11 protein-coding genes are annotated in these 14364 nt (G+C 61.9%); 5 read left to right on the top strand and 6 right to left on the bottom strand.

Going from position 1 to position 14364, the window contains the following annotated elements; genetic code table 11:
* The first annotated feature begins 62 nt into the window (after positions 1-62).
* The 3 genes from MIC97_RS16445 to MIC97_RS16435 all read left to right on the top strand — a co-directional run bounded on the left by MIC97_RS16445 (position 63) and on the right by MIC97_RS16435 (position 3543).
* Complete coding sequence (locus tag MIC97_RS16445) at positions 63-1289, top strand: ROK family transcriptional regulator (RefSeq protein ID WP_239800908.1); 1227 nt, start codon at positions 63-65, stop codon at positions 1287-1289.
* Positions 1290-1338: 49 nt separating this feature from the next.
* Complete coding sequence (locus tag MIC97_RS16440) at positions 1339-2262, top strand: carbohydrate kinase (protein WP_239800907.1); 924 nt, start codon at positions 1339-1341, stop codon at positions 2260-2262.
* 141 nt (positions 2263-2403) lie between these two features.
* Positions 2404-3543, top strand: a complete 1140-nt coding sequence (locus MIC97_RS16435; protein ID WP_239800906.1) for a DegT/DnrJ/EryC1/StrS aminotransferase family protein — start codon at positions 2404-2406, stop codon at positions 3541-3543.
* Between the two features lie 26 nt (positions 3544-3569).
* Here the strand turns inward: MIC97_RS16435 and cysQ are convergent, their stop codons facing one another.
* The 3 genes from cysQ to cysD are packed head-to-tail and all read right to left on the bottom strand — an operon-like array spanning position 3570 to position 7228.
* Positions 3570-4400 carry a 3'(2'),5'-bisphosphate nucleotidase CysQ gene (gene cysQ, locus MIC97_RS16430; protein ID WP_275592360.1) on the bottom strand — a complete coding sequence of 277 codons (831 nt, stop codon included), beginning with the start codon at positions 4398-4400 and terminating at the stop codon, positions 3570-3572.
* Complete coding sequence (gene cysN, locus MIC97_RS16425; RefSeq protein WP_239800905.1) at positions 4363-6300, bottom strand: sulfate adenylyltransferase subunit CysN; 1938 nt, start codon at positions 6298-6300, stop codon at positions 4363-4365. The genes cysQ and cysN overlap by 38 nt, the downstream gene beginning before the upstream one ends.
* A 1-nt stretch (position 6301) precedes the next feature.
* Positions 6302-7228 carry a sulfate adenylyltransferase subunit CysD gene (cysD, locus tag MIC97_RS16420; protein WP_275592359.1) on the bottom strand — a complete coding sequence of 309 codons (927 nt, stop codon included), beginning with the start codon at positions 7226-7228 and terminating at the stop codon, positions 6302-6304.
* A 392-nt stretch (positions 7229-7620) separates the two neighbouring features.
* Between cysD and MIC97_RS16415 the strand changes: the two genes are divergently transcribed.
* Positions 7621-8859 (top strand): O-antigen ligase family protein, encoded by a 1239-nt coding sequence (locus tag MIC97_RS16415; protein WP_239800903.1) that lies wholly within the window; start codon positions 7621-7623, stop codon positions 8857-8859.
* Between the two features lie 78 nt (positions 8860-8937).
* Here MIC97_RS16415 and MIC97_RS16410 read toward each other — a convergent pair whose 3' ends face one another.
* Positions 8938-9531: a biotin transporter BioY gene (locus MIC97_RS16410; RefSeq protein WP_239800902.1), complete on the bottom strand. Its 594-nt coding sequence runs from the start codon at positions 9529-9531 to the stop codon at positions 8938-8940.
* Positions 9532-9691: 160 nt separating this feature from the next.
* Here MIC97_RS16410 and MIC97_RS16405 point away from each other — a divergent pair, with 160 nt between their 5' ends.
* The gene (locus MIC97_RS16405) at positions 9692-10600 is read left to right on the top strand and encodes an MBL fold metallo-hydrolase (RefSeq protein ID WP_239800901.1); all 909 of its coding nucleotides are present in this window, start codon (positions 9692-9694) and stop codon (positions 10598-10600) included.
* 6 nt (positions 10601-10606) lie between these two features.
* On the opposite strand, the gene MIC97_RS16400 is transcribed toward MIC97_RS16405, so the two are convergent.
* Positions 10607-11374: a DUF1499 domain-containing protein gene (locus tag MIC97_RS16400; protein WP_239800900.1), complete on the bottom strand. Its 768-nt coding sequence runs from the start codon at positions 11372-11374 to the stop codon at positions 10607-10609.
* 123 nt (positions 11375-11497) lie between these two features.
* On the bottom strand, positions 11498-14164 hold the full coding sequence (gene ppdK, locus MIC97_RS16395; protein ID WP_239800899.1) for a pyruvate, phosphate dikinase: 2667 nt from the start codon (positions 14162-14164) through the stop codon (positions 11498-11500).
* Between the last annotated feature and the right edge of the window lie 200 nt (positions 14165-14364).

Raw genomic sequence — 14364 nt, 5'->3', positions numbered from 1 at the left:
AGCATTGCGCCGATCCAACATTCTTGCCAAAGGACAGGGGAACTTTCGGGAGACTGGCTACGGTGGAAACCGGCACTGTGAAACATGGTCCGCCCGAAGCGGCGGAAAGCCGTTTCCACCGCGGCACCAACCAGAGCGGGATGCGCGATCACAATGAGCGGCTCGTGCTGTCGCTCGTGCGCCTGCATGGCAGCCTGTCGAAATCCGACATCGCAAGGATGACCGGCCTGTCGGCGCAGACCGTATCGGTCATCATGCGCGAGCTGGAACGCGACGGGTTGCTTCTGAAGCAGGCTCCGCAACGCGGCAAGATCGGCCAGCCTTCCGTGCCGATGTCGCTCAATCCCGACGGCGCCTTCTTCATCGGGCTCAAGATCGGCCGCCGCAGCTCGGATCTCGTGCTCATCGATTTTCTGGGAACGGTGCGTGCTTCGTCGCAGCTTTCCTACCGCTATCCGGTTCCGCGCGAAACGGTGGAGTTCGTGCTGTCGGGCATGAAGGAGCTGCGGGCAACCCTGAGCGCCGGCCAACAGAAGCGCATTGCCGGCCTTGGCATAGCGATGCCCTTCGAGCTGTGGAGCTGGGCCGACACCGCCGGTGCGCCGCGCGAGATCATGGACGAATGGCGCCACCGCGACATGCGCTCCGAAATCCAGCTTCTGTGCGATTTTCCCGTCTATCTCCAGAATGACGCCACCTCCGCCTGCGGGGCCGAACTGGTATTCGGCCAGACCAGCGCTTTGCGCGATTTCGTCTATTTCTACATCGGTGCCTTCGCCGGCGGCGGCATCGTGCTTGACGGCAGGCTCTACAGCGGGCCGACGGGAAATGCCGGCGCCCTTGGCTCGATGCTTATTCCCGGCAACGGCAACAAGCCGACCCAGCTGATCGACATCGCCTCGATCGCGGTGCTGGAAAAGCGCCTGAACGCAACTGGCGTGGATGCGCCGCATCTTTGGACGACGCCGGAAGAATGGGGCGACCTCGGCCCGACCGTGGATCAGTGGATCCTCGACGCCGCAAATGCGCTGGCCTATTCGATCGCCTCATCGACAGCCGTCATCGACTTTGAAGCCGCGGTCATAGATGGCTGGATGCCGGCTTCCGTCCGCGCCCGGCTGGTCGATGCCGTTCGCAATGCCATGTCGGGCATCGATGCCGAAGGCGTTTCCGTCCCCCGCATCCAGGAAGGCACGGTCGGCGTTCATGCCCGCGCCCTCGGCGCCGCCAGCCTGCCGCTCTCCGAACGTTTTCTGATCGGCCCGACCCTCCCCGCCAGAACGGCGTAGGCGGCAACCAATTTCATTCCCCCAGATTGAGCTACGGAGCGAACGCCTGATGATACTTTGCTGCGGCGAGGCCCTGATAGACATGCTGCCGCGCAGTTCCACGCTCGGCGAGCAGGCTTTCGCCCCCTATGCCGGTGGGGCGGTGTTCAACACTGCGATTGCGCTCGGGCGGCTTGGTGCTCGCACCGGCTTCTTTTCCGGCATCTCACACGACATGTTCGGCACGCTTCTGCGGCAGGAGCTGCAAGCCAGCAAAGTCGACTGCCGCTACCTCCACATCTCCCCGCGTCCGACCACTCTTGCCTTCGTCCAGCTCAACCGGGGGCAGGCCAGCTATACATTCTATGATGAGAACACAGCCGGCCGCATGCTGACAGAAGCCGACCTCCCCGCGCTCGACAACGAGGTCGCAGCGATGCTGTTCGGGGCGATCAGCCTCATCTCCGAGCCTGCCGGCAGCGCCTATGAAGCGCTTATGCGCCGCGAGCACGGCAAGCGCGTGATGATGCTCGATCCAAACATCAGGCCGGGCTTCATTCCCGATCGCGAGAAGCATCTCGCGCGCATCGAAGCGATGATGGCAATGGCCGACATCGTGAAGCTCTCGGACGAGGATCTCGCATGGTTCGGGCAGCCCGGCACGACGGAGGATTTCGTTGAAGGCTGGCTGACGCGCGGCCCCGCCCTCATCGTCATCACCCATGGCGCCAGGGGCGCGACCGGATATTCGCGCGCGGGCTCGGTCACCATCCTGCCGCCACCGGTCGATGTCGTGGACACGGTGGGCGCGGGCGACACCTTCAACGGAGGCTTGCTCGCCTGCCTGTCGGAACATGGAATGCTGTCCCGGTCTGCACTGTCGGGCCTGTCCATGAGCGGCCTGCGCTCTGCGCTGGAATTTGCCACGTCGGCCGCTGCCGTCACCGTTTCACGCGCCGGCGCCAACCCGCCGTGGCGCCATGAAATGAGCTGACTTCGCACACATCAAATTTCCGTCGCACCTGCGCATCGAAATGTGATCTGGCCGCACCGAAGGTTTGCGCCTGCGCCTTTCCCCTGTCGGACAGGTCTGGTACTTGGCCGCCATCTGAAGCGCATTTGCATTGGAGCAGTCATGCAGTTCATCGATCTCAACGCGCAACGCGAACGCATCCGTGACCGGCTCAAAGCCGCCATCGACCGCGTCGTTGACCATGGCCGTTACATTCTGGGACCGGAAGTCACGGAACTGGAAGAAAAGCTTGCCGCCTATGTCGGCACGAAGCATGTCGTGGCCTGCGCCAACGGCACCGATGCCCTGCTGCTGCCGCTCCACGCCTCCGGCATCGGCATCGGCGACGCCGTCTTCGTGCCGAGCTTCACGTTCGCCGCCACGGCAGAGGTCGTGGCTCTGACCAAGGCCGAACCCATATTCGTGGACGTCGATCCCAAAACCTACAACATCGACATCGCCAGCCTCGAAGCCGCCATCGACATGGTGAAGGCGGAAGGCCGCCTGCAGCCGAAGGCCATCATTCCAGTCGACCTGTTCGGTCTTGCCGCCAACTACGATGCCCTCATGCAGATCGCAGCGCGCGAGAAGCTTCTGGTGATCGAGGATGCCGCCCAGTCCATCGGCGGTTCAGCCGACGGCAAGATGTGCGGCGCCTTCGGCCACGTCGCAGGAACCAGTTTCTATCCGGCCAAGCCGCTGGGCTGCTATGGCGACGGCGGCGCCATGTTCACCGATGACGGCGATCTTGCCGAAAGGCTGCGTTCCTTCGCCTTCCACGGCAAGGGCGAAACCCAGTACGACAACATCGTCGTCGGCATCAATTCCCGCCTCGACACCATTCAGGCTGCCATCCTGATCGAAAAGCTCGCCATTCTCGAAGACGAAATGGAAGCCCGCCACCGGGTGGCCGCCCGCTATGCCGCGGGGCTCGGCGACATCGTCAAGGCCGCCAGCAACCCCGAAAACGGACGCTCCGCCTGGGCCCAATACGCCATCGAGACGCCGAAGCGCGACGGTCTGAAGGCACATCTGCAGGAGAAGGGCATTCCTTCGGTCATCTATTACGTCAAGCCTCTGCACACGCAGGTTGCCTATCGTAATTTCCCGCGTACGCCCAACGGCCTTGCCGTATCGGAGGAGCTGCCGCAGCGCATCCTGTGCCTGCCGATGCATCCCTATCTGTCGGAAGACGATCAGGATCGCATCATCGAGACGATCCGCAACTACATAGGCTCGAATTCGGTCGCAGCCGGAGAATAAGCCAGAAAACGGGGGCCGGCGTGAAGTTATGCCGGCTCCACCCCGCGGGCGATGAAGAACGGATTGGCGAAATCGACATCATCGGCAATGTTGCGCTTGCCATATGAAAGCGGCGCGCCATCCACGGTTCTGGTCATGCCGCCGGCCGCCCGCAACACGGCGTCGCCTGCCGCCGTATCCCATTCCATGGTACGGCTGAAACGCGGATAAACATCCGCCTCGCCTGCCGCAAGCAGGCAGAACTTGAGCGACGAACCGACAGAAACGATTTCGGCTGCTCCCAGACTGATAATGTATTCATCCGTCTGCGGCGTGTTATGCGAGCGGCTTGCCACGACCGTCTGCGTCATCGACGGCTCGCGGACGCTGACGCGCTGGCGCGCCACAACGGTGTAATCGTCACCAACCCACAGCGTCTCGGCCAGACCCGGCCGCCCGGAAAAAAAGCGGCCGCTGCACGGTGCGAAAACGACGCCAACCTCCGGCACACCATTGCGGATCAGGGCAATGTTGACCGTGAAATCGGACCGGCGGGCTACGAATTCCTTGGTCCCGTCAAGCGGATCGACGAGGAAGAACGCCTCGCCAAGCTCACCGGGACGAACGCCGGCAGACGCTTCTTCCTCGGCGACACAGACGATGCCCGGGAAGGCATCGCGCAGACCTTCAAGTATGATGCACTCGCTTGCCCGGTCAGCATCGGTGACGGGCGAGGTGTCGGCCTTGGTCTCCACCGCGCAGCCCGCCTCGAAGATCCGCATGATCTCGCGCCCGGCATCCAGCGCGAGAGTTTCAAACAAGGCAAGGACTTGCGTATCGTCAGATACCGCCGCCGCTTTCGTAATGCTGCTGGGCAATGTCACGCTCTGTCAACCACCGTTCCACCGCCTCTACCATCTCTTCCGGCGTCCGGCCGAGCGTCTGAAGGCGTAACTCGGGGTTCTCCGGCGATTCGTAAGGCGAGTCTACTCCCGTAAAGTTGTCGATCTCGCCTTTCAACGCCTTAGCATACAACCCTTTGGGGTCCCGGCGCACACATTCCTCGAAAGGTGTGTCAACGAACACCTCGATGAACTCGCCTTCCGTCATCAGTTCGCGCGCCAGAAGGCGTTCAGACCGGAACGGAGAAATGAAGGAAACGATGACGATCAATCCGGCATCCGCCATCAGCCTGGCGACCTCCGCGACCCGGCGGATGTTCTCCGCGCGATCGGCTTCGGTGAAGCCGAGGTCCCGGTTCAGTCCGTGGCGGACATTGTCACCGTCGAGGATGTAGGTGTGGCGCCCGGCCGCGTGCAGCTTCTTTTCCAGAAGGTTGGCGATGGTCGACTTGCCCGACCCGGACAAGCCCGTAAACCACAACACGGCGGGACGCTGATGCTTGAGGGTGGCACGCGCTTCGCGGCCGACATCCAGCGACTGCCAGTGGATATTATCCGCCTGCCTGATCGCCTGCCGGATCATACCCGCACCGACAGTGGCATTCGTGATGCGGTCGATAAGGATGAACGCGCCGGTGGTCCGGTTCTCGGCAAAAGCGTCGAAGGCCACCGGCGACTGCAGCGTGATGGTGACGTCACCGACCTCGTTCAGCTCCAGCTCGCGCGCCTCTTCCTCGGAAAAGTCGTTTATGTTCAGCCGATGGCTGATCTTGTCCACCGTGGCGCTTGCCTGATCGGTGGCGGTGCGCAAAACATAGCCAGCGCCCGGTCTCAGCACCTTCTCGTCGAACCAGACGACCGAGGCCGAAAACCGGTCGGCAACCTGTGGACGTGCCGAAGGCGCGACAAGCACGTTGCCGCGCGAAACCTCGACCTCCTCGTCCAGCACCAGCGTCACGGCCTGCCCTGCCACCGCAAGATCAAGGTCGCCACCTTGCGCAACGATCCGCCGGACCTTTGCCTGCCTTCCGGATTTGGCAACCACCACCGCATCGCCCGGCGAGACAGAGCCGGAGGCTATGGTGCCGGCGAAGCCGCGAAAGTCGAGATTGGGGCGATTTACGTACTGGACCGGCAGGCGAAACGGCCGTTCCACCGCCTCGTCATCGACCGGAACGGTCTCCAGATGCTCCACCAGAGTGGGGCCCCCATACCAGTCAAGCTGCTCCGATCGCTGGCTGACATTGTCGCCATAGCGCGCGGAAATGGGAATCGCTTCCAGAGTGCGGAAGCCAAGCGTGCCCGCGAACGCGCGATAGTCGGCGACGATGCGATCGAATACGCCCTGGTCGAAGCCGACCAGATCGATCTTGTTGATGGCCACCACGATATGGCGGATTCCGAGCAACGAGGCGATGACGGTGTGGCGCCGCGTCTGGCGAAGCACGCCCTGTCTCGCATCGACCAGCACGATGGCGAGATCGCAGGTGGAAGCGCCGGTGGCCATATTGCGCGTGTACTGCTCATGGCCGGGCGTGTCCGCCACGATGAATTTGCGTTTCGGCGTCGCAAAGAAGCGGTAGGCGACATCGATGGTGATGCCCTGCTCGCGTTCCGCTTCCAGACCGTCGACGAGCAGGGCGAAGTCCATCTCGTCGCCCGTGGTGCCGTGCCGGCGCGAATCCTGCTCCAGCGTGGCGAGCTGGTCCTCGAATATCTGCTTCGTGTCCGACAGCAGCCGGCCGATCAGCGTGGACTTGCCGTCATCGACCGAGCCGCAGGTCAGGAAGCGCAGCAGGGATTTCTTTTCCTGCGATACGAGATAGGCGCGCACGCCCTCGACCGCGTCGAGATTTTCCGGCGTTACGTGCTGCATTTCAGAAATATCCCTCACGCTTCTTCTTTTCCATGGATCCGGCCTCGTCCCGGTCGATCAGCCTCCCCTGCCGTTCGGAGGTGCGCGCCGTCAGCATTTCTCCGACGATGGCCTCAAGCGTATCGGCGCAGGAATCGATCGCACCGGTCAGCGGGTAGCAGCCGAGGGTGCGAAAGCGCACAAGCCGTTCCTGCACCTTTTCGCCCGGAAGCAGTTCCATACGCTCGTCATCCCGAAGTATGAGCATGCCGCCACGATCCACGACCGGTCGGCGTTTGGCGAAATAGAGCGGAACGATGGGGATGTTTTCCTGCAGGATGTACTGCCAGATATCGAGTTCGGTCCAGTTGGACAGCGGAAACACCCTGATGGATTCGCCGGGCGAAATGCGGGTGTTGTAGATATTCCACATCTCCGGCCGCTGGCTTTTGGGATCCCAGGCATGGCTGGCATTGCGGAACGAGAAGATACGCTCCTTGGCGCGTGATTTCTCCTCGTCGCGGCGCGCTCCGCCGAAAGCGGCATCGAAGCCATACTTATCCAGCGCCTGCCGAAGGGCCACGGTCTTCATGATGTGGGTGTGGGTATTCGAACCGTGTCGGAACGGATTTATACCGTCGCGAACGCCATCCTCATTGACATGCACGATCAGGTCGAAGCCGAGACGCGTGGCCATTTCGTCACGAAAGGCAATCATTTCGCGGAATTTCCATGTCGTGTCGACATGCAGGAATGGAAAGGGAGGCTTGGCCGGGTAAAATGCCTTGAAGGCCAGATGCATGAGGACGGCTGAATCCTTGCCGACAGAGTACAGCATCACCGGCCTGGAAAAACTGGCGGCAACCTCCCTGAAAATATGGATAGATTCCGCCTCCAGCCGCTGGAGATGGGTGAGCACCGGGGCCATGGCAGCCTGCTTTCCTTTCAACCGATCCAGAGCGGCTGCCAGATGCCGCCGGGTTCGGCCTGCCGTGCAGGTCGGTGCTTTGGTCGGTAAATCTGCGTCCGCAAACGGTTTTTAGCCGCAGCGGGACGCGCAACCAACGCAAGGTCAACTCACCAAAGCCACCGGAGGCGATAATTTTTCCACGAGCGCGACGATAACGGGTACAATCGTGCGACATGCTCCGTCCGCACGTCCACGCCATCAAACGGGCATCATTTTGTTGCCCTATAACCTCTTCAGCTGTAGGTCCTTTTCCCTGACCGACGCGATGTGCAGCGTGTCTGCACAATCATCGCCAGCCGCGCCGGAATATCGTCATCAGGGAGCCGGAGGTTTTGACCATTCCTGAAAATCCCAAGACAGACCGAAATCGCATGGCAGCAGTCCTTGCCCGGCTTCCGCAGAACGGCATCGATCGCAACAACTACATCTCGGCCTTTCTGATGGGGGCTCTGCCGGCTGTCGGCGGCAGCGTGATATCGGTGCTGCTCTATACCTTTTTCGTGTGGGCTATCTTCTCGCTTGCAATGGGCCGATTCAGCTTCCGGCTGACCGGATCCGACCGCCTGCTGGCATGGACCTTCACCATTTTCGCCGGAATGATCGTTCTCACGGCATTTGCCGGCGAAAACCGGTCCACTGCGCCGCTCTCATTTACCTGGCTGCTGGCTTTCCTTTCCCCCTGGGCGATTATTCCCCGACTGCGGGCAAGCCCCGCGATCGACTATCTCGAACCCTACACCGCCGGTGCCGCGACCGGCGCCATTGCCGCCTGCATCGTCGCTCTCATCCAGCTGTCGTTTCTCGGTATCCGTCCCGAGGCGGCTGCCGGAAACGCAGCGGTCTTCGGCATGATGGCGCTGATGCTCATGGGGCTCGGCGGGCTCAAGATCGGGTCACCGTCGCGTATCGTCGCGCTGTTCGGAGCGGTTGCCATCGGTGCCGGCTGCGCAGCCGTGTTGCTGTCACTGACCCGCGGCGTGTGGATCGTCTGCATCCCCGTTCTTGCGCTGCTGGCCGCATTCGCCCCGGCAAATGTGCGTACTATTGCCCGTCATCCGGTAGCGATCCTCGGAGCAGCGGCGGCAGCTTTGATAACCTATCTGGTTCAGGAGACTATGGACCTTCGCTGGCAGCAAACCATAAATGACTTCAGTCTCGTGCTTCAGGAACGCAGCATCGGCAGCTTTGGCGAACGGGTTCGGCTCTGGCACGCCGCGAAAGAAGCCATCAGCCATTCACCCATCTGGGGCTACGGCATCCAGAACCGCATGAGTGCGCTGCTGCCAACCCTGATGATGGACGGCAACCTCATACATGGCTTCACACATGCGCATAACGGTTTTCTAAGCTTTGCGCTGGATGGCGGCGTGCTGGTTCTCAGCGCCGTCATCGCTGTACTGGTGGTGCCGGTCTACATCGCATGGAATGCGCCGCGTGACCGCAACTACCGGCTCCGCCTGTTTGCGGCGCTGATCGTGACATCGTCCTACGCGCTTTGCGGCATGACACAGATCATGTTCAAGCACGATGTCATGGATTCCTTCTTCGTCTTCTTTTCAATGCTGATCGCGGCATCGATCCCGGCAGCCAACCCTGAAACGAAACCCTGATAAAGCCCGGCATCCCAAGAAACAAAAACGCCCGGCACCGTCAATGGTGCCGGGCGTTTTTCAGGTCTGATGCTTATTCTAGCGGAAGCGGGCCAGGATTGACCAGACTGCCGGCACGAGGCTGGCAGCCAGCGCGACCTTGATGAGATCGCCGACAACGAACGGCACCACGCCGAACTGCCAGGCCTTGTCGGCACCGATCAGCAGAGCAAGCCACGCAAAGCCCATCGCCATCATCACCACTTCAGCGACCATGAAGGCGCCGAACAGCTTGAAGGGGTTGCGGTCGAAGCCGCGATCAGCCGCCCAGCCGGCGATTGCGGCCATGGCAACGAAACCGGCAAGGTAGCCACCCGTGGTTCCAAGCATATAGGCGATGCCAACGCCCTTTTCCGGCGAGCTCTGGAAAACGGGCAGGCCCATGGCGCCCTGCGCCATGTAGAGCACGAGAGTGGCAACCGCCAGACGCATGCCGAACGCGGATGCGATGAGCAGCACCGCCAGCGTCTGCAGGGAAATATCAACAGGGCCGAGGAACACCTTGGTCTTGGCCGAAACCGTCAGCAGCAGCGTACCGCCGATGGCAAGAAAAACCTGAGCCGCAAGGCGGGCAGTGCCTTTCTCGGGCAGAGCCAGTGAAACAAGCGGACGCATCGTCGTTGCAATTGCCATGATCTTCCTCATTCCATTTGGTCGGGGCCGCTTGGTCAGGGCCAGTTGGTCGGGCCTTTCCTTAAAGAGGCAGGCACCGCACAGCACATTTCCCCTATATTGGCTTCCATGCTAAGCGGCAAATGGTTTCGCGAAACAGCACAGCGGATGGCAAGGTTTCATGGCACTTGAATTCGATACTGGTTTCGAGCCGGCGCATGGCTCGGCTGTCAGCGCGGCTCCCGGCATTTTGCGCGTTACCGCCGCAAACGCCTCGCCATTCACCTTCCACGGAACCAACAGCTATATCGTCGGCCATGACACGCTGGCCATCATAGATCCCGGCCCGGAAGACGAGCGCCACCTCAGAACCCTGCTCGACACGATTGCCGGACGGCCGGTCAGCCATATTTTCGTCAGCCATACGCATCGTGACCACTCGCCCCTCGCCCCCCGCCTGAAGGCGGAAACCGGCGCGATCATCGTCGCGGAAGGCCCGCACCGGGCTGCGCGGGAACTGGCGATCGGCGAGATCAACGCGCTGGATGAAAGCAACGACACCGAATTCCGGCCCGATAAGCTCCTGCCGGACGGAGGGACCGTCGATGGAGACGGCTGGTCGATCAGCGGGCTCCATACACCCGGCCATGCGGCAAATCACATGGTTTTCGCATTGGAGGGAACGGGCATCCTGTTCAGCGCCGACCATGTCATGGCCTGGTCCACCAGCATCGTCGCGCCGCCGGACGGAGCCATGGCCGACTACATGGCCTCACTGGAAAAGCTACTTGAGCGCGACGACCGTTTCTTTCTGCCCGGCCATGGCGGGCCGGTGACACAGCCGCAGGCCTTCATGCGCGGGCTGAAGGCGCACCGCAAAATGCGCGAACGCGCCGTTCTCGACCGTCTGGAAAAGGGCGACCGCACCATCGCGGACATGGTGAAGACCATTTATCGCGATACCGATCCGCGCCTGCACGGCGCGGCGGGGCTGTCGATTCTCGCACATCTGGAAGATCTCGTCGGTCGCGGTCTGGCGATAACGGAAGGCGCACCTTCCATCGCCGGCATTTACGAGCCCGTTCGCTGAGGCTTCTTACTGCCCCTGTTCAATCCCGGTCTGGCCTGTCACTTCCTGATCGAGTTCCTTCAGGAAGCGGACGATGCGATCGGCATTGTCCCCGAGGTCATGGCGTCCGTAACGGGATGCCGAACGCATGTCGATGACGCTGATTTCCTCATTGCCCGTAACGCGGATAGCCACATCGACCGGCAACTCCAGAGCGAAGCTGGAGGCAGCAGCGGTAATCAGCAATTCCCGCGCATCCCCGTTTTCGAGCACTGGCATGGTGGAATTTTTCCATCCCTGCCTTCGCAACACCTTCTGGACCATGACAACGGCCTCGGAAAAAGGCAGGTCGTAGCGGCGGCCATTGACCAGCGGATAGGCTTGCGTCTGCAGGCGCCATTCGCCCGGGGTAGCCGCAAAGGTGCGCCCGTCGGCAAGAGCAGGGGCCGTTTCAAGGTCTGTGGAAATGTCGCTCAGCGGCGGGAACGTCAGCGCCCACCAGGATGCAACCGCATAGGGCGCCAGAACCACCAACGCAATCAGTGCCCCTGCCGTGAGGTCGCGTCCTCCCTGATCACCGAAATTCCAGAGCCGAGCAAATGCCCAGCCTGCAAACAGCAAGGCGAATGCTGCCAGCAACGCCACCAGCGCCAGAACCCACAGATAGGCAGGCGTTTCGACAAGACCAAAGTGATGACCGGTCCATACTGTAATCAGCAGGACCGCCGAGAATGCCGCTGTACGGCGAGACCAGCCCGCTGCCATCGTCGTCTGTCGTTCAGGAAACGCCGTCATCGCCCGCCATCCGGATCACGCAATGGCATGGCTTAGAACATTCTGCGTCAAAGTTGAATGCACCGCCTGAAGCCGGCCGCATGTTCACGCAACACACAGCCGGGCGGCGCAAACATCTGCGCCTCAGCCAGCTTTGCGGATGGCGGATTGCGCTGCCGCCAGCCTTGCGATCGGCACGCGGAACGGAGAGCACGACACGTAATCGAGCCCCACTTCCTCGCAGAAACCGATGGAGGCCGGGTCGCCGCCATGCTCGCCACAGATGCCGAGCTTGATGCCGGGCCGTGTGGCCCTGCCCTTCTCGGCTCCCAAACGCACCAGCTCGCCCACGCCCTCGATATCCAGCGACACGAACGGGTCCTGCTCGATGATCCCCTTCTGGCGATAGACTTCGAGGAAGCTCGCCGCATCGTCGCGGGAAATGCCGAATGTCGTCTGGGTGAGGTCGTTCGTACCGAAGGAGAAGAACTCGGCGGTTTCGGCAATGTAATTGGCGCGAATCGCAGCGCGCGGCAGCTCGATCATCGTGCCAGTGAGGTACTCGATGGCAACGCCGGTTTCCTCCATCACGCTCTTCGCCACCGAATCGATACGCGCCTTGACGTAGTCGAGCTCCTTCTTGAGCCCGACCAGCGGCACCATGATCTCCGGGACCACCAGCTTGCCGGCCTTGCGCCCCGCCTCAACGGCCGCTTCGAAAATGGCGCGGGCCTGCATTTCGGCGATCTCGGGATAGGTTACGGCAAGGCGGCAACCGCGATGGCCCAGCATCGGGTTGAACTCGTGCAGCGACTCGGTGCGCTGGCGCAGCTTGTCCGGGGAGACGCCCATGCCCTTCGCCACCTCATCAATTTCCTCGTCCGTCTTCGGCAGGAATTCGTGCAGCGGCGGGTCGAGCAGACGGATCGTCACAGGCAGGCCGGCCATGATCTCGAACAGTTCGAGAAAATCGGAGCGTTGCATGGGCAGAAGCTTGGCCAGCGCCGTTCGCCTGTCCTTCTCCGTATCGGCGAGAATCATCTCGCGCACGGAGGTGATACGATCGCCATCGAAGAACATGTGCTCGGTGCGGCACAAACCAATGCCCTCGGCGCCGAAGGAGCGCGCCATGCGCGCATCCGCCGGGGTCTCTGCATTGGTGCGCACCTTCATGCGGCGTGCGGCATCCGCCCATTCCATGATGGCCGCGAAATCACCGGACAATTCGGGCTGGAGCATGGGCACGGCTCCTTTCAGAACCTGGCCCGAGCCGCCGTCGATCGTGATGATGTCACCCTTGCGGAAGGTCTGGCCGAGCGCCGTCAGCGTACCGCTCTTGTGATCGACCCGCAGCGAACCGACACCGGAAACGCAGGGCTTGCCCATGCCGCGCGCCACCACCGCCGCATGGCTGGTCATGCCGCCCCGCGTGGTCAGAATGCCTTGCGCGGCATGCATGCCGTGAATGTCCTCCGGGCTCGTCTCCACGCGAACGAGGATGACCTTGCGGCCGGCCGACTTCATTTCCTCCGCCTCATCGGAATTGAAGACGATCTCGCCTGTGGCCGCACCCGGCGAAGCAGGCAGGCCGACACCGATGACGTCACGCGCGGCCTTCGGATCGATGGTGGGGTGAAGGAGCTGGTCGAGCGAGGCCGGATCGATGCGGCAGACCGCCTCATGCTTTGTGATCAGGCCCTCACCGGCCATCTCGACTGCGATCTTCAGCGCAGCCTTCGCCGTGCGCTTTCCCGAACGGGTCTGCAGCATCCACAGCTTGCCGCGCTCGATGGTGAATTCGAGATCCTGCATGTCGCGGTAGTGGTTTTCGAGCCGCTGCGATATCTCGACGAAATGGCGGAACGCATCCGGCATCAGCTTTTCCATCGAAGGCCGGTCGGAACCGGCAGCAATGCGCGCTGCTTCCGTGATGTTCTGCGGCGTGCGAATACCCGCTACCACATCTTCGCCCTGTGCATTGACGAGGAATTCGCCGTAAAGCGTGTTCTCGCCGGTGGAAGGGTTGCGGGTGAAGGCGACACCCGTGGCCGAGCTGTCTCCCATATTGCCGAACACCATCGCCTGCACGTTGACGGCGGTGCCCCAGCTTTCGGGAATGTCGTGGAGACGACGATAGGTGATGGCCCGCTGGTTCATCCAGCTTGAAAACACCGCACCGATCGCCCCCCAGAGCTGCTCGCGCGGATCCTGCGGGAAAGGCTTTTCCAGCTCTTCCTCAACCTTCGCCTTATAGAGCGCAATGATGTCCTGCCATTCCGCAGCGCTCAGATCGGTGTCAAGATCATGGCCGAGGCTCGCCTTGGCGTCTTCCAGAATTTCCTCGAACACTTCGTGATCGAGCCCGAGCACGACGTTGGAGTACATCTGGATGAACCGGCGGTAGCTGTCATAGGCAAAACGCGCATCGCCCGAATCGGAAGCCAGCGCCTCCACCGTCTCGTCGTTCAGGCCCAGATTGAGCACCGTATCCATCATGCCGGGCATGGAAGCGCGGGCACCTGAGCGCACAGAAACCAGCAGGAGCTTCGAGGGATCGCCGAAGCGGCGGCCCGTCACCTTGCCGACATGGTCGAGGGCAGCATCGAGCTGCGCCTCAAACTCATCCGGATAGCGCCGACCATTGGCATAATACCAGTTGCACATCTCGGTGGTGATGGTGAAGCCCGGTGGCACAGGCAGGCCGAGACTGCACATCTCGGCAAGATTCGCGCCCTTGCCACCCAGAAGGTTCTTGTCGCCGGCTCGCCCTTCGGCAGCCCCGTCACCGAAGGTGTACACCCACTTGCTCATGCCCGCTCCCCGGCTTGCTGTGGTCGAAATGCCCCGGCCGGGGCTGGATGCGGGCAGCGATAAGGTGCCGAAAAGCGAAAGGCAAGCACGCGCTTGGGATAGCGGCCATCTATATCGATTAAAGACACGCAAGCCGCCCTCGCAGAACAAGGCGGCAATACCGGCCCTGCTCCGCAAGGAAGGTCGCTGAGCCGAAACCG

Source organism: Aquamicrobium sp. NLF2-7, assembly GCF_022359935.1.
GTDB lineage: Bacteria > Pseudomonadota > Alphaproteobacteria > Rhizobiales > Rhizobiaceae > Mesorhizobium > Mesorhizobium lusatiense.
The sequence above is the reverse complement of the archived record's forward strand: the minus strand, read 5'-3'. Positions and strand labels throughout refer to the sequence as shown.

Coding starts and splice junctions, on each gene's coding strand:
- MIC97_RS16440 (WP_239800907.1), top strand. CDS start 1,339: ATGATACTTTGCTGCGGCGAGGCCCTGATAGACATGCTGCCGCGCAGT.
- MIC97_RS16435 (WP_239800906.1), top strand. CDS start 2,404: ATGCAGTTCATCGATCTCAACGCGCAACGCGAACGCATCCGTGACCGG.
- cysN (WP_239800905.1), bottom strand. CDS start 6,300: ATGCAGCACGTAACGCCGGAAAATCTCGACGCGGTCGAGGGCGTGCGC.
- MIC97_RS16415 (WP_239800903.1), top strand. CDS start 7,621: ATGGCAGCAGTCCTTGCCCGGCTTCCGCAGAACGGCATCGATCGCAAC.
- MIC97_RS16410 (WP_239800902.1), bottom strand. CDS start 9,531: ATGGCAATTGCAACGACGATGCGTCCGCTTGTTTCACTGGCTCTGCCC.
- MIC97_RS16405 (WP_239800901.1), top strand. CDS start 9,692: ATGGCACTTGAATTCGATACTGGTTTCGAGCCGGCGCATGGCTCGGCT.
- MIC97_RS16400 (WP_239800900.1), bottom strand. CDS start 11,374: ATGACGGCGTTTCCTGAACGACAGACGACGATGGCAGCGGGCTGGTCT.
- ppdK (WP_239800899.1), bottom strand. CDS start 14,164: ATGAGCAAGTGGGTGTACACCTTCGGTGACGGGGCTGCCGAAGGGCGA.